Annotated in this window: 15 protein-coding genes; 12 read left to right on the forward strand and 3 right to left on the reverse strand. The window is 61.6% G+C overall.

Features of this window, described 5'->3' with window-relative positions; genetic code table 11:
- Positions 1–8 precede the first annotated feature (8 nt).
- Positions 9–2,198 (forward strand): protein kinase domain-containing protein, encoded by a 2,190-nt coding sequence (locus AC07OO_RS23035; RefSeq protein ID WP_495084495.1) that lies wholly within the window; start codon positions 9–11, stop codon positions 2,196–2,198.
- A 12-nt stretch (positions 2,199–2,210) separates the two neighbouring features.
- Here AC07OO_RS23035 and AC07OO_RS23040 read toward each other — a convergent pair whose 3' ends face one another.
- Positions 2,211–2,957, reverse strand: a complete 747-nt coding sequence (locus AC07OO_RS23040; protein WP_495084496.1) for a substrate-binding periplasmic protein — start codon at positions 2,955–2,957, stop codon at positions 2,211–2,213.
- A 91-nt stretch (positions 2,958–3,048) separates the two neighbouring features.
- Here AC07OO_RS23040 and AC07OO_RS23045 point away from each other — a divergent pair, with 91 nt between their 5' ends.
- The 6 genes from AC07OO_RS23045 (at position 3,049) to AC07OO_RS23070 (ending at position 10,556) form a co-directional block, all read left to right on the forward strand.
- Complete coding sequence (locus AC07OO_RS23045) at positions 3,049–4,197, forward strand: acyltransferase family protein (protein ID WP_495084497.1); 1,149 nt, start codon at positions 3,049–3,051, stop codon at positions 4,195–4,197.
- Positions 4,198–4,356: 159 nt separating this feature from the next.
- The gene (gene carA / locus AC07OO_RS23050) at positions 4,357–5,526 is read left to right on the forward strand and encodes a glutamine-hydrolyzing carbamoyl-phosphate synthase small subunit (protein ID WP_495084498.1); all 1,170 of its coding nucleotides are present in this window, start codon (positions 4,357–4,359) and stop codon (positions 5,524–5,526) included.
- 5 nt (positions 5,527–5,531) lie between these two features.
- Positions 5,532–6,191, forward strand: coding sequence for a leucine efflux protein LeuE (leuE, locus tag AC07OO_RS23055; RefSeq protein WP_495084499.1), 660 nt, complete (start codon positions 5,532–5,534; stop codon positions 6,189–6,191).
- A 47-nt stretch (positions 6,192–6,238) separates the two neighbouring features.
- Positions 6,239–9,514 carry a carbamoyl-phosphate synthase large subunit gene (carB, locus tag AC07OO_RS23060; protein ID WP_495084500.1) on the forward strand — a complete coding sequence of 1,092 codons (3,276 nt, stop codon included), beginning with the start codon at positions 6,239–6,241 and terminating at the stop codon, positions 9,512–9,514.
- 134 nt (positions 9,515–9,648) lie between these two features.
- On the forward strand, positions 9,649–10,125 hold the full coding sequence (greA, locus tag AC07OO_RS23065) for a transcription elongation factor GreA (RefSeq protein ID WP_495084501.1): 477 nt from the start codon (positions 9,649–9,651) through the stop codon (positions 10,123–10,125).
- Positions 10,126–10,151: 26 nt separating this feature from the next.
- On the forward strand, positions 10,152–10,556 hold the full coding sequence (locus AC07OO_RS23070) for a DUF4149 domain-containing protein (RefSeq protein WP_495084502.1): 405 nt from the start codon (positions 10,152–10,154) through the stop codon (positions 10,554–10,556).
- Between the two features lie 84 nt (positions 10,557–10,640).
- Here the strand turns inward: AC07OO_RS23070 and AC07OO_RS23075 are convergent, their stop codons facing one another.
- On the reverse strand, positions 10,641–11,117 hold the full coding sequence (locus AC07OO_RS23075; RefSeq protein WP_495084503.1) for a YhbY family RNA-binding protein: 477 nt from the start codon (positions 11,115–11,117) through the stop codon (positions 10,641–10,643).
- 59 nt (positions 11,118–11,176) lie between these two features.
- Between AC07OO_RS23075 and AC07OO_RS23080 the strand changes: the two genes are divergently transcribed.
- The 5 genes from AC07OO_RS23080 to AC07OO_RS23100 all read left to right on the forward strand — a co-directional run bounded on the left by AC07OO_RS23080 (position 11,177) and on the right by AC07OO_RS23100 (position 16,807).
- Positions 11,177–11,833, forward strand: a complete 657-nt coding sequence (locus AC07OO_RS23080; RefSeq protein WP_495084504.1) for an RlmE family RNA methyltransferase — start codon at positions 11,177–11,179, stop codon at positions 11,831–11,833.
- 166 nt (positions 11,834–11,999) lie between these two features.
- A complete protein-coding gene (ftsH, locus tag AC07OO_RS23085) occupies positions 12,000–13,916 on the forward strand; it encodes an ATP-dependent zinc metalloprotease FtsH (RefSeq protein WP_495084505.1) in 1,917 nt (638 codons plus the stop codon).
- A 100-nt stretch (positions 13,917–14,016) separates the two neighbouring features.
- Complete coding sequence (gene folP, locus AC07OO_RS23090) at positions 14,017–14,889, forward strand: dihydropteroate synthase (RefSeq protein WP_495084506.1); 873 nt, start codon at positions 14,017–14,019, stop codon at positions 14,887–14,889.
- A 32-nt stretch (positions 14,890–14,921) separates the two neighbouring features.
- On the forward strand, positions 14,922–16,253 hold the full coding sequence (gene glmM, locus AC07OO_RS23095) for a phosphoglucosamine mutase (protein WP_495084507.1): 1,332 nt from the start codon (positions 14,922–14,924) through the stop codon (positions 16,251–16,253).
- A gap of 17 nt (positions 16,254–16,270) precedes the next feature.
- Entirely contained in the window at positions 16,271–16,807 is a 537-nt protein-coding gene (locus tag AC07OO_RS23100) for a GNAT family N-acetyltransferase (RefSeq protein ID WP_495084508.1), read from the forward strand.
- A 4-nt stretch (positions 16,808–16,811) separates the two neighbouring features.
- Here AC07OO_RS23100 and AC07OO_RS23105 read toward each other — a convergent pair whose 3' ends face one another.
- Positions 16,812–18,137, reverse strand: a complete 1,326-nt coding sequence (locus AC07OO_RS23105; RefSeq protein ID WP_495084509.1) for an ATP-grasp domain-containing protein — start codon at positions 18,135–18,137, stop codon at positions 16,812–16,814.
- Positions 18,138–18,142: the final 5 nt, after the last annotated feature.

Raw genomic sequence — 18,142 nt, forward strand, 5'->3', positions numbered from 1 at the left:
ACTACCCAATGACGCAAACCCCAGACCCCAGTTCACCGCCGCCCAAGCGAAAGGCCGGATCGTCCTCCGACATGGCGGCGTTGCAGCCTGGGCAGACCATTCTGGAGTACCAGATCGAGAAGGTGTTGGGTGGTGGCGGCTTCGGCATCACCTATCTGGCGCACGACGTCAATCTGCAACTGCCGGTCGCTATCAAGGAGTATTTCCCGGCCGATCTGGCCGTGCGCGGTGCCGACCATTCGGTGCGTATGCGCTCCAGCGACAGCGCGCCCCAGTTTGAATGGGGGCTGGAGCGCTTCATCGACGAGGCGCGGGCCCTGGCCTCGTTTCGCCACCCCAACATCGTGCGGGTGCTGCGGTACTTCAAGGAGCACGGCACGGCCTATATCGTCATGGAGTACGAGTCGGGTGACCCGCTGAAGCACTGGCTGGCCGCCCACCCGGGCCTGAGCCAGCAAAGCCTGCTGCAAATCGTCTACCCGCTGCTCGACGGCCTGGAGGCCGTGCACAAGCTCAACTTCCTGCACCGCGACATCAAACCCGACAACATCTACATGCGGGCCGACGGCACGCCGGTGCTGCTGGACTTTGGCGCCGCGCGCCGTGTGACCGGCGGGCAGGATATGACCAATATCGTTAGCCCCGGCTTTGCTCCGTTTGAGCAGTACCACAGCAAGGGCAACCAAGGGCCGTGGACCGACCTGTATTCGCTGGGTGCGGTGATGTACTGGATGACCACGGGCCGCAAGCCGCTGGAGGCCGCATCGCGCGTGCGCGTAGACGACATGCCCAAGGCCTATGGCCATGCCAATGTCGAGGTGTTTGGCGATGCGCTCTTGCGCGCCATCGACTGGGCCTTGACGCCCGATGAGACCCAGCGCCCGCAAAATGTGGCCGCCTTCCGCAAGGTGCTGCAAGAGGCGCAGCGTGCCGGTTCGCACGAACTGCAAGCCGGCGCCACACAGCGCCTGGCCGTGGGCACAGCCCATTCCAGCGACTCCGTGCTGGCTTTTGTGGCCCATTCACAGTCGGTGCCGGTCAGCAATGCCGAGGCCATGCGCAAGAACGTGCTGGGCACCATCATGTTCATGGATCTGGTGTCGTATTCGACCTATTCGCTGGACCAGCAGGTACATATCAAGGCGCTGTTCAACGAACTCATCGGCAAGGCCATTGCGGGGGTCAAGGAGTCCTCGCGCATCATGCTCGACACGGGTGACGGTGCGGCCATCTGCTTTTTGGGCGACCCCGAAGAGGCGCTGCAGTCGGCGCTGCTGATGCGCGACCTGCTGGTGCAGAAGTACGGCAAGAAGCTGTCCATGCGTGTGGGCCTACACCTGGGGCCCATCCGCATGATGATGGACATCAACAACCGCGTGAATGTGGTGGGCGACGGTATCAACGTGGCGCAGCGGGTCATGGACTTCTCCAAGCCCAACGTCATCGTGGTGTCACGGGCCTATTACGATGTGATCTCGCAAATCAGTGACAACGCGGCCAGCCTGTTCAACTACCTGGGCCCGCATACCGACAAGCACCAACGTATCCACGAGCTTTATGTAGTGGTAGACCGCTCGGTGCAGGCAGCCCAGCCGGGTGCGCTGGCCGACATTGCGTTTGAACCCACGCGCACCGTGACACCGGCCGAGCTGATCACGCCCGACGCTGCGCTGGAGATTGAAACCGCCTTGGCCCGCACCATTGGCCCCTTGGCCCATGTGCTGGTGAAGAAGGCCTTGCCTCGCGCCACCGATGCCCAGAGCCTGCGCGATGCGCTGGCCGTGTCCATCCCTGACGCTCTGGCGCGCGACGCCTTTTTGCGTGCGCATTCGCTGAGCCGCCCGCTGTCGGTGCCGGTCAGCGGCACCTCGGGCTTTGCCCGCAGCGGTGTCAGCCGCCCGTCCGAATTGCGTTCGGAGCCGCGGTCCGAGCTTCGTTCTGAGCTACGCTCCGAAGTCCGGGCCGATGCCCGCTCCGAGTCCATGAAAGTGCTGGCCGTCAACGCCGAACAGCAGGCCGTGCTGGAGAAGGCCCTGGGCATGTACCTAGGTCCGCTGGCCAAGACCCTGGTGCGCCGCGAAGTGGCCCGCCAGCTCACGTTCAACACACTGCTGCAGGCCCTGGCCGACCATATCGACAAGCCGGACGAAAAGGCCAAGTTCATCGCCAACGCCAAGAAGCTGACGGGCGCGGGCTGACTGGCGGGGCGGCTACTGGCTCAGCGCCTCGGTTGCAATTTTCTGGAGTTGGCCCGTCTTCTTCATGGTGGCAATGATCTTGTTGAATTTGGCCAGCGTGTCGGTCTGGTGCGTGCTCTTGTTGAAGGCCAGATAGGTCGGGTTCTCAAACAGGTAGTGAGGGCTTTTCTGCACGTCAACCCATTTACCGGCTTTCAGCAATGCGGCGCCAGCTTCGTCAATGGCCAGCACCGCGTCTATGCGCCTAGCCGCCAGTTTCTGGAAATTTTGCGCATCGCCCGCCACCTCTTCCACGGTGACCTGCCCGTCCTTCACGGCCTTGTCAAAGGCGTCGCCATAGCTCCAGCCGCGCACGACCCCCACCCGCTTGCCGACCAGGGAATCCACACCGGCAAATTCCACGGGACTGGCCTTGTGGAAGTAGACCGCCATCTTTTCCACAAAGATGGCTTCGCTGAAATCGTACTTTTTGAGGCGCTCTTCGTTCTTGTAGATGCCGCCCACGCCGAGCTTGGCGTCGTCGATGTCTGCAATGCAGCGCTTCCATGGCCGGGCGTCTAAAGTGGCATGGACGTTTGCCGCGTGCAGGGCCGCCGCAATGAGGGCAGGGTACAGGCCGACTGCTTTGCCATCCACCAAGGACATGAAAGGCGGGTTGGCGGTGTCCACACAGACGATGGCCGGAGCGTCGGCACCGTGCGCCTGGAGCGATGCCGCAAGGGCCAGCAACGTTACACATTTTTTTACGTTGAACGGCATGGCTGCTTTCCGAATGGATTGAGAATCAGGCATTCACTTTCTTGGCGCTTGTGGTTTTAGTTCCATTGTGCGCCCAAGCCCACCCTTTGACATGCAAACCCACCGTTCCAACGGCCTCGACAATCTGCGCGCCCTGGCCATCGCGCTGGTCTTTATGTACCACTACATGGTCTTCGTGTCGCGTGAGGACACCTTTGGTTGGGCCAGCAGCGTGGGCTGGGTGGGGGTGGACTTGTTCTTTGTACTCAGCGGCTATTTGATTGGAAACCAGCTCTTTGCTGGCTTGAAAGGGCAGCGCGAGCTGTCGCTGTCCCGCTTCTATGCCCGCCGGGCCCTGCGGACCTGGCCGGTCTATTGGCTGGTGTTGGCGGCGTTCTTCATTTTTCCCGCTGCCATGGGGGGCAGGACGCCACCGCCGTTGTGGCAGTTTTTGACCTTTACACAGAACTACCAACTGCAGCCGGGCACCGCGTTTTCGCACGCCTGGTCATTGTGCATTGAAGAGCAGTTTTACCTAGTGCTGCCTTTGGTCGTGTTGATCGGCATGAAGGTGGGCAGTCGCAGGGTTCAGGCCTGGTTGCTGCTGCTGGCCCTGTTGGCGCTGGGTATTGGGGCGCGTTGGGTGCTGTGGAATGAATACGGGCTGGAGTCCACGGGCAAGATCAGCGGCTATTACCCCAATGTCTATTACGCAACCCTCGGGCGCTTTGACGAATTTTTGCCCGGTATCGCCGTTGCGTTACTGAAGAACTACCACCCCGTGCTGTGGCAGCGCCTGATGGCGCGTGGTGCGGCGCTGTTTGGAGTCGGCGTGGCGGCAACGCTGGCTGTTTTGTACGGCGTGCTGAACCACTACGAAATACAGGGCTATGGCTACCCCTTCTTCATGAGCGTGTTCGGGTACTCTCTGGTGGCGGGTGCGTTTTCATTGCTGGTGGCCTCGGCCTTGAGCGAGCATTCTCCGTTGCAGCGCGTCCGTATCCCCGGGGCGTACGCGATTGCGCTGTGGTCGTATTCCATCTACCTGACGCACAAGCCGGTTGGCTTTATTTTGAAGACCTATCTGGCGCCCTATGCTTTGCCGCAACCCGTGCTGGTATTTGTGATCACCGCTGCCAGCATTGCCGTCGGCGCCTTGCTGTATCGCCTGGTCGAACTGCCCTTCATGCAGTTGCGCGACCGCGGTGTGCCCAGCCTGTTCCGCCCGGCGCCGGTGTATCCGCATGCACAAAAGGCATAAGAGAGGGAAGGCCGCTCGGCATCACCCGCTATAATGAGAGGCTTTCCAGAAAACTGCCGTCCCAAGCGCATTTCAAGCACCTTTCCCAACCAACAAAAAGCCGCCAAGAATTGTTCTTGAGCTCGCTTGGGCGTACCCGTAACCCACTCGGAGAACCCAGTGCTTTTGTCTCTCAAGGGAACCACCCCCCCCGCCATCCTGGCGCTCGCAGACGGCACGGTCTATATTGGCAATTCCATTGGAGCCCCTGGCTCCACCGTCGGTGAGGTCGTGTTCAATACGTCCATGACCGGCTACCAGGAGATCCTGACCGATCCCAGCTATTGCCAGCAGATCGTTACCCTCACTTACCCCCACATCGGCAACTACGGCACCAACCCCGAAGACATCGAGTCCGACAAGGTCCATGCCGCCGGCCTGATCATCCGTGATCTGCCCATGGTAGCCTCCAACTTCCGCAGCACCGCGTCGTTGAGCGAATACCTGGTGCAAGCCGGTACGGTGGCCATTGCCAACATCGATAGCCGCCAGCTGACACGCCAACTGCGCACCCAGGGCGCGCAAAACGGCTGCATCCTGGCGCTGGCTGCCGGTGAGGTCGTCACCACCGCACTGGTGGACAAGGCGATTGCCGCGGCCAAGGCCGCACCGGCCATGTCGGGTCTGGACCTGGCCAAGGTCGTCTCCGCATCCGAAACCACACAATGGACCGAGGCTGAGTGGACACTGGGCAAGGGCTACGGCCAGCAGACGGCTCCGCGCTTCCACGTGGTCGCCTATGACTTTGGCGTCAAGAAAAATATCTTGCGCATGCTGGCCGAACGTGGCTGTAAGGTCACCGTGGTGCCTGCACAAACGCCGGCGGCTGAGGTACTGAAGCACCAGCCTGATGGCATTTTCTTGAGCAACGGCCCTGGCGACCCCGAGCCCTGCGACTACGCCATCGCGGCCACGCGCACGCTGATCGACTCCGGCATCCCCACCTTTGGCATTTGCCTGGGCCACCAGATACTGGCGCTGGCCTCGGGTGCCAAGACCTTCAAGATGAAATTTGGCCACCACGGTGCCAACCATCCGGTCAAGGACCTGGACAGCGGGCGCGTCTCCATCACCAGCCAGAACCACGGTTTTGCGGTCGATGAAAAGACGCTGCCTGCCAACCTGCGTGCCACCCACATTAGCCTGTTCGACAACACGCTGCAAGGGCTGGAGCGCACCGACAAGCCCGCGTTCTGCTTCCAGGGTCACCCCGAGGCATCGCCCGGACCGCACGACATCGGCTACTTGTTTGACCGCTTCATCACCATGATGGAAAAGGCGAAGGGCTAACTGGCATGAGCTTCTACGGTGTCACCGACTTGTGGACCTATGTGATGGGGGCCATCGGCATCATCTTGCTGCCCGGCCCTAATTCGCTGTTTGTCCTGTCGGTGGCAACCGTGCGCGGCGTCAAAGCCGGTTACCAGGGCGCTCTGGGCGTGTTTGTGGGCGACACCATTTTGCTGTTGCTGACGGCGTTGGGCGCTGCCAGCCTGCTGCGCGGCAACCCCACGGTGTTCATGGTCGTCAAATATGTCGGCGCGGCTTATCTGGCTTGGCTGGGCGTCAACCTGGTCTGGGCCGCTATTCAGAAATGGCGCAGTGCGGATGTACCGGCGGTGCAGGCCGTGGCCGAGACACCGGCCAATCTTGCAAACCCGTTCAAACGGGCGCTGGTCATCAGCCTGCTGAACCCCAAGGCGATCCTGTTCTTGCTGTCGTTCTTCGTGCAGTTCATTGACCCGGACTACGAGACGCCGGCCGTGCCGTTTTTGATACTGAGTGCCATCGTCATGGCCTTCAGTGCCCTGTATTTGTCCGCGCTGATTTTTGCCGGCGCCCGCCTGGCCCAACTGTTTCGCGCCCGCAAGCGCCTGTCTGGCGCGCTGTCCAGTTCGGTGGGCGGACTGTTTTTGTGGTTTGGGGCCAAGCTGGCCACAGCTAGCTTGAACTGATCGAGCCCGAATTGATTGAATGAAAAAGTAAAGAGCAGAGTAGAAAAATGCCAAAACGTACCGACATCCAAAGCATCCTTATCATCGGCGCCGGCCCCATCATCATTGGTCAGGCCTGTGAGTTCGACTACTCCGGCGTGCAGGCCTGCAAGGCCCTGCGCGAAGAGGGCTACCGCGTTATCCTGATCAACAGCAATCCTGCGACGATCATGACCGACCCGGCCACGGCGGATGTGACCTATATCGAGCCCATCACCTGGCAAACGGTCGAGAAAATCATCGCCAAGGAAAAACCCGACGCCATCCTGCCCACTATGGGCGGTCAGACCGCGCTGAACTGCGCGCTCGATTTGTGGCACAACGGCGTGCTGGCCAAGTACACGGGTGCTGCCACCGGCAAGCCGGTGGAGCTGATCGGCGCCACGCCCGAGGCCATCGACAAGGCCGAGGACCGTTTGAAGTTCAAGGACGCGATGACCAAGATCGGTCTGGGCTCCGCCCGCTCCGGCATTGCACACAGCATGGCCGAAGCCTGGGATGTGCAGAAGAGTGTGGGCTTTCCCACCGTCATCCGCCCCAGCTTCACATTGGGTGGCACCGGCGGCGGCATTGCCTACAACCCCGAAGAATTTGAAGTCATCTGCAAGCGCGGCCTGGAAGCCTCGCCGACCAACGAGCTGCTGATCGAAGAATCGCTGCTGGGCTGGAAAGAGTACGAGATGGAAGTGGTGCGCGACAAGGCGGACAACTGCATCATCGTGTGTTCCATCGAAAATCTGGACCCCATGGGCGTGCACACCGGCGACTCCATCACCGTGGCACCGGCGCAGACGCTGACGGACAAGGAGTACCAGATCCTGCGCAACGCCTCCCTGGCCGTGCTGCGTGAGATTGGTGTGGACACCGGTGGCTCGAACGTGCAGTTCTCCATCAACCCGGTCGACGGTCGCATGATCGTCATCGAGATGAATCCGCGTGTGTCGCGTTCGTCCGCTTTGGCCTCCAAGGCCACCGGTTTCCCCATCGCCAAGATTGCCGCCAAGCTGGCAGTCGGCTTCACGCTGGACGAACTGCGCAACGACATCACCGGCGGTGCAACGCCTGCGTCGTTCGAACCCAGCATCGACTACGTGGTCACCAAGATCCCACGTTTCGCATTCGAAAAATTCCCCGCCGCCGACAGCCGCCTGACCACGCAGATGAAGAGCGTGGGCGAGGTCATGGCCATGGGCCGCACCTTCCAGGAATCCTTCCAGAAAGCCCTGCGTGGCCTGGAAGTGGGCGTGGACGGCCTGAACGAAAAAACCCAAGACCGCGAAGTGCTGGAAAAGGAGCTGGGCGAGCCCGGCCCCGAGCGCATCTGGTACGTGGGCGACGCGTTTGCCCAGGGCATGAGCGTGGACGAAGTGTTTGCGCTGACCAAGATCGACCGTTGGTTCCTGGTGCAGATCGAACAGATCGTCAAGATCGAACTGGAAATCGAACGCCTGCCCCAGCCAGCCAGCGGCACGGCCTTCGACAAGATCGACGCCGCCACGCTGCGCAGCCTGAAGCAAAAGGGCTTCTCGGACCGCCGTCTGGCCAAGCAGTTCAAGACAACCGACAAGGTGGTGCGCGAGAAGCGCCGCGCCCTGGGCGTGCGCCCTGTCTACAAGCGTGTGGACACCTGCGCGGCCGAGTTTGGCACCAACACCGCCTACATGTACTCCACCTACGAGTCCGAAGGTGCAGAGTGCGAAGCCGAACCCACGAACAACAAGAAGATCATGGTATTGGGCGGTGGCCCCAACCGCATTGGCCAGGGCATCGAGTTTGACTACTGCTGCGTGCACGCCGCGCTGGCCATGCGCGAAGACGGTTACGAAACCATCATGGTCAACTGCAACCCCGAGACCGTGTCCACCGACTATGACACGTCGGACCGCCTCTACTTCGAGCCGCTGACGCTGGAAGACGTGCTGGAAATTGTCGACAAGGAAAAGCCGGTTGGCGTCATCGTGCAATACGGCGGCCAGACGCCGCTGAAGCTGGCACTGGGCCTGGAGGCCAATGGCGTGCCCATCATCGGCACCACACCCGACATGATCGACGCGGCCGAAGACCGTGAGCGCTTCCAGAAGCTGCTGCATGAACTGAAGCTGCGCCAGCCACCAAACGCCACAGCCCGTGCTGAACCCGAAGCGCTGGAGAAAGCCGCTGCGCTGGGCTATCCGCTGGTCGTGCGCCCCAGCTACGTGCTGGGCGGCCGCGCCATGGAGATCGTCCACGAGCAGCGCGACCTGGAGCGCTATATGCGCGAAGCGGTCAAGGTGTCCAACGACAGCCCGGTACTACTGGACCGCTTCCTGAACGATGCCATTGAATGCGATGTGGATTGCGTGCGCGATGCTTCCGGTGCCACCTTCATCGGCGGTGTCATGGAACACATCGAACAAGCTGGCGTGCACAGCGGCGACTCCGCATGCTCGCTGCCGCCGTACAGCCTGAGCGCGGCCACCGTGGCCGAGATCAAGCGCCAGACGGCTGCCATGGCCACCGCGCTGAACGTGGTGGGTCTGATGAACGTGCAGTTCGCCATCCAGCAGGTTGACGGCAAGGACATCATCTATGTGCTGGAAGTGAACCCCCGCGCATCGCGCACCGTGCCCTTTGTGTCCAAAGCCACTGGCATCCAGCTGGCCAAGGTCGCGGCACGCTGCATGGCCGGCCAGACTCTGGCTAGCCAGGGCATCACCAAGGAAGTCACGCCGCCGTATTTCAGCGTCAAGGAGGCCGTGTTCCCCTTCGTCAAGTTCCCCGGCGTGGACACCATCCTCGGCCCCGAGATGAAATCCACTGGAGAAGTGATGGGCGTGGGCAAGACGTTTGGGGAGGCCTTCGTCAAATCCCAACTGGGCGCTGGCGCCAAGCTGCCGCGTTCGGGAAAGGCCTTTATCTCGGTCAAGCAGAGCGACAAGCCCCGTGTTGTGGAGGTGGCGCGTAAGCTGACCGATATGGGTTTCTCGCTGGTGGCCACCAAGGGCACGGCTGCCGCTATCAACGCGGCCGGTGTCAGTTGCTCGGTCGTCAACAAGGTCGCCGAGGGCCGCCCTCACATCGTGGACATGATCAAGAATGAGCCCTTGGCGATGGTCATCAACACCGTGGAAGAGCGCCGCAACGCGATCGCCGATTCGCGCCAGATCCGTACTAGCGCACTGCTGGCCCGCATCACCACTTACACCACGATCGCGGGTGCCGAGGCCGCGGTGGAGGGTATGAAGTACCTGGACCAGTTGGATGTGATCTCGGTACAGGAAATGCACGCACAACTGCAGGACTAGTTTCTCTTAGCAAGAGTTGGCATAATCTCACTTAGTTCAAAAGGACAGTGCAGCGTAGAAGCGTTGCGCTGTCCTTGTCGCTTATAGGGGCCGGTTTCGGCCTTTGTTGTTTACCTAGCCCACAGATTTTTACCATGGCAACCTATCCCATCACCAAGCGCGGCGCTGAAATGCTCAAGGCCGAGCTGCACAAACTCAAGACTGTGGAGCGCCCCTCGGTCATTCAGGCCATTGCCGAAGCGCGTGCCCAGGGTGACCTGAGCGAAAACGCCGACTACGACGCTGCCAAGGAGCGTCAGGGTTTCATTGAAGGCCGTATCCAGGAGGTCGAGGGCAAGCTATCCGCAGCCCAGGTCATTGACCCATCATCCATCCATGCCGATGGCCGCGTAGTCTTTGGCGCCACCGTGGAGCTGGAAGATGAGGACACCGGCGACCGTGTCAAGTACCAGATCGTCGGTGAAGACGAGGCCGACCTCAAGCTGGGCCTGATCAACATCAGCAGCCCGATCGCCCGTGCACTGATCGGCAAGGAGGAGGGCGACACCGCCGTGGTGCAGGCCCCAGGTGGCGAACGCGCCTACGAGGTCATGGCCGTTCACTACATCTGACCTGTAGCGGGCCAACAAGCAAACATATGCGCCACTTGCCGGTTTGGGCTGCAGCCACCTGGTGGGGCAGCCTCAGCACCCTGGGCTTCTTCGTCGTGCCCATGCTGTTCATGCATCTGCCTACGCCCGCCATGGCCGGCGCGATGGCCGCTAAATTGTTTACCGCGCAGACCGTCATTTCCACTGTCTGTGGCTTGGTCCTGTTGATGCTCTTTCGATCCGATAAGGCGCTAGCCCCCGTGGAAATTGCACAGTCTGCTACGCTTTTTGTAGTGGGCGGGGTGCTGATGGCGCTACTGGTGGAGTTTGGCGTGGCCCCGCACATCATCGCCCGCGACAACCTGGCCCTGTGGCACGGGGTGGGCACGGGGATGTATGTGGTGCAGTGGCTATGCGCCGCCGTGGTGTTTGGCAAGCTGGCCAAACGATAGCTGCCAAGGGGAAGGCAGTTCTCGCAGCCCCTTCAATCAGTTGAGGACAGAGCTACGCTTCGCTCCGGTCTGTCCCGCAAGGTCTCAGGTCTGGCTGCGTTTCTTCACGCTGACCTGTGGCTTGGGCTTGGCCCGCTTCACATTGCCGCCGGCCGTCAGGCGCTGGTTGCCCAGCACGCGCAGTGTTTTGATCTCGGGCTTTTGACCTGCCCGCTTGCTGTACTTCAGCACCTTGAAATCACGGGGTCCGGCCATGCGGTCTTCGTCAACCACTTTTTCTTTTTCGACCTTGGGCCGCCACAGCACCAGCAGTTTGCCGATGTGCTGAATCGGCGCGGCGCTGAGTTCTTCGGCCAAGGACTGGAACATCTCCTCACGGGCGACGCGGTCGTCCGAGAAGACGCGGACCTTGATGAGGCCGTGCGCATTCAGCGCGGCGTTGATCTCTTTTTTGACATTGGCGGTCAAACCATCGTTACCCACCATGACCACAGGGTCCAAGTGGTGCGCATCGGCACGGTGATCTTTGCGCTGGGCAGGGGTCAGTTGAATTAGGGGCATACCTGTATTATCGGTTGAACGGAAACCCGGCGGTAGAGCCGTCGATTCAGAAAGCACCCATGAAAACCAAAGCCGGCAGCAAAAAGGTCAACAAGGCCTGGCTGCACGACCATATCAACGACCCCTACGTCAAGCTGGCGAACAAGGAAGGCTATCGCGCCCGCGCCGCCTACAAGCTCAAGGAAATCGACGAAACCCTGGGCCTGATCAAGCCGGGCTACCTCGTTGTCGACCTGGGCTGCACACCCGGTGCCTGGAGCCAGTATGTGCGCCGTCGCCTGTCACCCACCGGCGCGGCCGCAGGCGAGTTGAACGGCGCCATCATTGGCCTGGACCTGCTGCCTATGGAGCCTATCGAAGGTGTAACTTTCATCCAGGGCGACTTCCGCGAGGCGGAGGTTCTGAGCCAGCTGGAACAGGCCCTGCAGGGTCGCCAAGCGGATGTGGTGGTCTCCGACATGGCGCCCAATCTATCGGGCATCTCGTCGGCGGACGCCGCGCGGGTCGAGCATTTGATCGAATTGGCCATTGATTTTGCGCAAAACCACATGAAACCCCAGGGTGCGCTGGTGGCCAAAGTCTTCCATGGCGCCAGCTACAACGACGTGGTGCAGCACTTCAAGGCGGCCTTTGTGCAGGTCAAAACCCTCAAGCCCAAGGCCTCGCGTGACCGCTCGTCGGAAACTTTTTTGATCGGTATTGGTCTCAAAAAATAGGCGGGTTGGGTTCCAACCTACACCGGTCGCCTACGACACAAGCGTTACATAAGCTTGCGGTATCTAGGGCATAAAACGATGAAAATCCGCATTGCGCATCTTGAAACGCCTAAAATGCGACTCAGATACGCATAGTGTCCTTGTCTGTGCCCTATTGGAGCTTCGCTTGAATAATCAGTGGTTTTCGAAAATTGCAGTGTGGTTGGTGATTGGCCTGGTGCTATTCACCGTGTTCAAGAGCTTTGACAAGAGTGGTGTCGCCGGTGCCAGCGCGATCGGGTATTCCGATTTCCTGGAAGAAGTGCGTAACAAGCACATCAAGACGGCGCTGATCCAAGACAGCCCCGCCGGGACCGAAATCCTGGCCGTCACCACCGACGAACGCAAGGTCCGCACCACAGCTACCTATCTGGACAAGGGCCTGATTGGTGACCTGATCAACAACAATGTCAAGTTCGACGTCAAGCCCCGCGAAGAAAGCTCCCTGCTGACCACGCTTTTGGTGAGCTGGGGCCCCATGCTGCTGCTGGTGGGGGTCTGGATCTACTTCATGCGCCAGATGCAGGGCGGCGGCAAGGGTGGGGCGTTCAGCTTTGGCAAGAGCAAGGCCCGCTTGCTGGACGAGAACACCAACACCGTCACCTTTGCCGATGTGGCGGGCTGTGATGAGGCCAAGGAAGAAGTCAAGGAAGTTGTCGACTTCCTGAAAGACCCTGCCAAATTCCAGAAATTGGGTGGCCGCATTCCCCGCGGTTTGCTGCTGGTCGGCCCCCCGGGAACCGGTAAAACCCTGCTGGCCAAATCCATTGCCGGCGAAGCCAAAGTGCCGTTCTTCAGCATTTCGGGCTCCGATTTTGTGGAAATGTTTGTCGGTGTGGGCGCATCCCGTGTGCGCGACATGTTCGACAACGCCAAGAAAAACGCACCCTGCATCATCTTCATCGACGAAATCGACGCCGTGGGTCGCCAGCGTGGCGCCGGCCTGGGTGGCGGTAATGACGAACGTGAACAGACGCTGAACCAGATGCTGGTGGAGATGGATGGTTTCGAAACCAATCTGGGCGTCATCGTCGTGGCGGCTACCAACCGTCCCGATATCCTGGATTCCGCGCTGTTGCGTCCCGGCCGTTTCGACCGCCAGGTCTACGTGACCCTGCCCGATATCCGTGGCCGTGAGCAGATTCTGGCCGTGCACATGCGCAAGGTTCCGTTGGGCCAAGACGTCAGCGCCAATGTGATCGCCCGCGGCACGCCCGGCATGTCGGGTGCCGACCTGGCCAACCTGTGCAACGAAGCTGCGCTGATGGCCGCGCGCCGCAACGCCCGTGTGGTGGAGATGCAGGACTTTGAAAAGGCCAAGGACAAGATCTTCATGGGCCCTGAGCGCAAGAGCATGGTCATGCCGGAAGAAGAGCGCCGCAACACCGCCTACCACGAGTCCGGCCACGCGCTGATCGGCAAGATCCTGCCCAAGTGTGATCCCGTGCACAAGGTCACCATCATCCCCCGTGGCCGCGCCCTGGGCGTGACGATGAGCCTGCCCGAGCACGACCGCTACAGCCACGACAAGGAATTCATGCTCAACCAGATCAGCATGCTGTTTGGTGGCCGCATTGCGGAAGAGGTGTTCATGAAGCAGATGACCACCGGCGCCAGTAACGACTTCGAGCGTGCCACCCACATCGCCCGCGACATGGTGATGAAGTACGGCATGACCGACGCACTAGGCCCCATGGTCTATGCGGAGGACGAGGGCGAGGTCTTCCTGGGCCGCTCGGTGACGCGCACTAACAATGTGTCGGGCTCGACGATGCTGAAGATCGAAACCGAAATTCGCCGCATCATTGACGAACAGTACAGCTTGGCACGCCGCCTGATCGAAGAGCACAGCGACAAGATGCACGCCATGGCCAAGGCCCTGCTGGAATGGGAGACCATAGACGCTGAGCAGATCAACGACATCATGGCCGGCAAGGAGCCGCGTCCGCCCAAGGATTGGACGCCACGCACCCCCAACTCTGGCAGTGGCGGCAGTGGCGGTGCTCCAGCCGTGGCGGCAGACCCAACGCCTACCGCAGCCTGATGCACGACGGCAAAACCTAAGCAGAGACGGGGCCTTGTGCCCCGTTTTCGCATGGTTGAGATTCCCGCGAGAGAGAGTCGAGACGGAGTACAAGAACATCATGCAATGGCAAACCCGCCGCTTTCTGATCCATCTGGATACGCCCAAGGTCATGGGCATTGTCAATGTCACACCGGATTCGTTTTCTGATGGTGGCCAGCATGCCAGCCGCGACGCGGCCATGGCCCACTGTGAACGCTTGATCAGGGACGGCGCCGACATCCTGGATATAGGCGGTGAATCCACGCGTCCCGGCGCGCTGGAACTGCCGGCAGACGAAGAGCTGGAGCGGGTGCTGCCCATCATCGAGCATGCCGTCACGCTGGGCGTGCCGGTCTCGGTGGACACCTACAAGCCCCAGGTCATGCGGGCCGCGCTGGACCTGGGTGCCGACATCATCAACGATGTGTGGGCGCTGCGCTGGTCCGGCGATCCCGGTGGCCGCACCGGTGTCGACGTGATCCGCGAACAAACCCATTGCGGCGTCTGCCTGATGCACATGCACCGAGATCCGCAAACCATGCAGGTCGCTCCCATGGAAGGTGCAGTGATGCCGCAGGTGCTATCGTTTTTGGAGCAACGTGCGCAGCATCTACGAGGGCTGGGCGTTGATCCTTCTCGCATCTGCATCGATCCCGGTATCGGCTTTGGCAAGACCGTACAGCAGAACTTTGCATTGCTGGCGCAACAGGCCGCGTTACTGCCCATGGGCTATCCGGTGATGGCGGGCTGGTCGCGCAAGTCGTCGTTGGCGGCGGTAACCCAGCGCTCGCTGTCTGCCGTGGCCACGCTGGATGTCCGCGACCGCATGGTGCCCAGCGTGACGGCTGCGCTGCTGGCCGTGCAAAACGGCGCCCACATCGTACGCGTGCACGATGTCAAGGAGACGGTGCAGGCGCTCAAGGTATTCGATGCCATGCAGCAGCAATGCTGATGGTGGTTTGAGATTTCAGGAAATTCCCCAACATGACAAGAAAATATTTCGGCACCGACGGTATTCGCGGCACAGTCGGCCAAGCTCCCATAACCCCCGATTTTGTGATGCGCTTGGCCCACGCGGTGGGCCGCGTGCTCAAGCGCTCCGAAGCCCGCCCCACGGTGCTGATCGGCAAAGACACGCGCATTTCCGGTTACATGCTGGAGAGCGCCTTGGAAAGCGGCCTCAATTCCGCCGGTGTAGACGTGGTGCTGCTGGGCCCGCTGCCCACACCTGGCGTGGCGTATCTCACTCGCGCGCAGCGCGCCTCGCTGGGCGTGGTCATCAGCGCCAGCCACAACCCCTTCGCCGACAACGGCATCAAGTTCTTCAGCGCCCAGGGCACGAAACTGTCGGACGATTGGGAGCTTGCGGTCGAAGCCGCACTGGAAGAGCCGCCCGCCTGGGCCGACTCGGCTTCGCTGGGCAAGACCCGCCGCCTGGATGACGCGGCTGGCCGCTACATCGAGTTCTGCAAGAGCACCTTTGCCAATGACCTGACCTTGAAGGGCATGAAGATCGTCGTGGATGCAGCCCACGGCGCGGCCTACCATATCGCGCCCAAGGTCTTCCACGAACTGGGTGCTGAGGTGGTCGCTATCGGCTGCGCGCCCGATGGCCTTAACATCAACCACGAAGTGGGCGCCACGCATCCGCAGGCTCTGGTTGAAGCCGTCAAGGCCCACCATGCCCACTTTGGCGTGGCCTTGGATGGCGATGCGGATCGCCTGCAGGTCGTCGATGCCAATGGCCGCCTCTACAACGGCGACGAGTTGTTGTATTTGATGACCGATGAACGCCTGGGCCGGGACGAGCACGTGCCCGGCGTTGTCGGCACGCTGATGACCAATATGGCGGTGGAAGTAGCGCTCAAGGCCCGTGGTGTGCAGTTTGTGCGCGCCAAGGTGGGTGACCGCTACGTGCTCGAAGAACTGGAAAAGCACAAATGGATATTGGGCGGCGAGGGCTCCGGCCACTTGCTGGCGCTCGACAAGCACACTACCGGTGACGGCCTGATTTCGGCACTGCAAGTGTTGCAGGCCCTGCAGCGCAGCGGTAAGACCATGGCCCAGTTGTTGGCCCAGGTGACGCTGTTCCCGCAGACGCTGATCAATGTGCGCCTCAAGCCCGGCCAGGACTGGAGGGCCAATACCCGCATGGAGCAGGAAAGCCGCACTGTCGAAGCCGAATTGGGTGACACCGGCCGCGTGCTGATACGTGCCAGCGGTACCGAGCCCTTGGTGCGCGTCATGGTCGAGGCCCGCGACGCCGTGCAGGCCAAGGCCTGTGCCCAGCGCATTGCCGACACATTGGCCAGTTAAACCCCAGAAGTGAAGACATGTCCGACACGATGACGATGGCGACGACTGCCACCACTTCACCTGCACCCGGCGCGATCCGGGTGCTGCGTGCCGACTATGCCAACGCCGTCCACGCCCAGGCGCTGATGGAGATGATGGAGGCCTATGCCCACGACCCCGCAGGCGGTGGCCATGGCCTCAGCGACTTTGTGCGGGACAACCTCGTCACCGAGCTGGCGGCCCGCCCCCATGCCTATAGCGTGCTGGCCTTTGATGGCGAACAGGCCGTGGGCCTGGTCAATTGCCTGGAGGGCTTCTCCAGCTTCGCCTGCCGCCCCCTGGTCAATGTGCACGATGTGGCCGTGCGGGCCAGTCACCGGGGCCAGAAAATCGCCGAAAAGATGCTGGCCCTCGCTGAATCCCTGGCGCTGGAGCGCGGCGCCTGCAAACTGACGCTGGAAGTGCTCTCGGGCAATGGCGGCGCCATCAAACTCTACCAGCGCATCGGTTTTGCCAACTACCAGCTTGACCCCTCCATGGGCCACGCGCAGTTCATGCAGAAGTGGCTCCGCTAAGGCCCTAGCAATTACAGGGGGTAGCGTCTAGGTCTGGCACCCACATGACCGGCGCAAAGCCACCGCCTGCCGTGCGGAAGTTGGTGGTCTGGCCGCTGTAGGTGCGTGCCGCCAGCAGTTGCACACGCCCCGCATAGCTATAGGCCCGCAGGTCGAACTTGAGCTCGGTGGCGGCGTCGCCCACCTGCATTGCGCGCACGGGTGGTGGCACCAGGGCCTGGGCAATGTAGTCGCCTTGCAGAATTTGCTCCCACACCTTGTGGGCGAGCTTGTCACCGCGGTAGACGGCGCGGGCGCCAAAGCCCTCCAGCGGTTTGAAGAACAATTGTTTGCGCTGGGCCCACAGGGCGGCCGCGTTGTCGGCACCTACCCGTTCACAGCCTGGTACCGTGGCCAGCAGGGTCTGCAGGTCGACCGCACCCACACCCAAGGCCTGCAGCGCGGCAGGCTGTCCCAAAGTGACCAGGTGCTGTTTGTTGGCCCGCAGCGCATGCGCACGCGGGTGGGGGGTGACGGCCACCCGGTCTTCGGTGTAGGCCTGTGCTAGTGCGGCATGGGCGGGGGCTGACAGCGCGAAGTCGGTCAGCCGGTTGTAGACCAGGTCGATGGCCAGCGCGCCGCAGGTCAGCACGCCGTCACGCAGCACCAGCTGGGACCCGTCCGCTACCACGGCCTCAATGCCATGGCGTTGGAACAACTCGGCAAACAAGGCGAACTCGGGCGCAAGGTACTGGCTTTGCGGCGCCTCATCCACGATGGCCACGCTGCGCAAGGGGCTTGGGGCCTGGCCGCGCGCGCGGTTGAAGAGGTCCCACTCGGCCTGGAACATGGCCACAAAATCGTCCTCCAGCGTGGCCATGTCGCGGTAGGCGTTGAACAAGGGGTTCATCAGGCCGCAGCACACGGCCTGGGCACGCAGCAGTATGGCGTTGAGCATGGCGCCGCCCGCATTGGTATTGATCTCGATGAGCTGAGGGCCCTGTGGCGTGAGGTGAAAGTCGTAGCCCATGAAGACCCCCAGCGGACCGTGGTCCGCCTGCGCAATTGCACTGGCGGTGGGCAACACCTGCTCTGCCCAGGTGGACAGAGACAGTGTGCGCTCCAGTGCGGCCACGGCGTTCTGCACGGCCCGCACGGTGGCCTGTGCGGCAAATACGGCGGTGCCCGAGAACAGATGCGGGTGGCTCTCGGTCAGCGTGCTCGCAAACGCGCGTAGACCCGCGTCGCGCCCCAGTTCGCGGCGCAACTGCTCGGCGTCCAGCGTCTGGCAACGGCAGCCCTGGTTCAGCGCGTCGGCCAGCGTGCGAATGGGGGGTTCTGCGAGCAGCATGGGGT

This window comes from Rhodoferax sp. GW821-FHT07G04 (assembly GCF_059418585.1).

Bases quoted from the DNA above. Each gene is read 5' to 3' on its own strand.
- AC07OO_RS23070 (WP_495084502.1), top strand. From the start codon at position 10,152: ATGCGCCACTTGCCGGTTTGGGCTGCAGCCACCTGGTGGGGCAGCCTC.
- greA (WP_495084501.1), top strand. From the start codon at position 9,649: ATGGCAACCTATCCCATCACCAAGCGCGGCGCTGAAATGCTCAAGGCC.
- AC07OO_RS23080 (WP_495084504.1), top strand. From the start codon at position 11,177: ATGAAAACCAAAGCCGGCAGCAAAAAGGTCAACAAGGCCTGGCTGCAC.
- leuE (WP_495084499.1), top strand. From the start codon at position 5,532: ATGAGCTTCTACGGTGTCACCGACTTGTGGACCTATGTGATGGGGGCC.
- folP (WP_495084506.1), top strand. From the start codon at position 14,017: ATGCAATGGCAAACCCGCCGCTTTCTGATCCATCTGGATACGCCCAAG.
- AC07OO_RS23075 (WP_495084503.1), bottom strand. From the start codon at position 11,117: ATGCCCCTAATTCAACTGACCCCTGCCCAGCGCAAAGATCACCGTGCC.
- AC07OO_RS23045 (WP_495084497.1), top strand. From the start codon at position 3,049: ATGCAAACCCACCGTTCCAACGGCCTCGACAATCTGCGCGCCCTGGCC.
- carB (WP_495084500.1), top strand. From the start codon at position 6,239: ATGCCAAAACGTACCGACATCCAAAGCATCCTTATCATCGGCGCCGGC.
- AC07OO_RS23100 (WP_495084508.1), top strand. From the start codon at position 16,271: ATGTCCGACACGATGACGATGGCGACGACTGCCACCACTTCACCTGCA.
- AC07OO_RS23040 (WP_495084496.1), bottom strand. From the start codon at position 2,957: ATGCCGTTCAACGTAAAAAAATGTGTAACGTTGCTGGCCCTTGCGGCA.
- AC07OO_RS23105 (WP_495084509.1), bottom strand. From the start codon at position 18,137: ATGCTGCTCGCAGAACCCCCCATTCGCACGCTGGCCGACGCGCTGAAC.
- glmM (WP_495084507.1), top strand. From the start codon at position 14,922: ATGACAAGAAAATATTTCGGCACCGACGGTATTCGCGGCACAGTCGGC.
- AC07OO_RS23035 (WP_495084495.1), top strand. From the start codon at position 9: ATGACGCAAACCCCAGACCCCAGTTCACCGCCGCCCAAGCGAAAGGCC.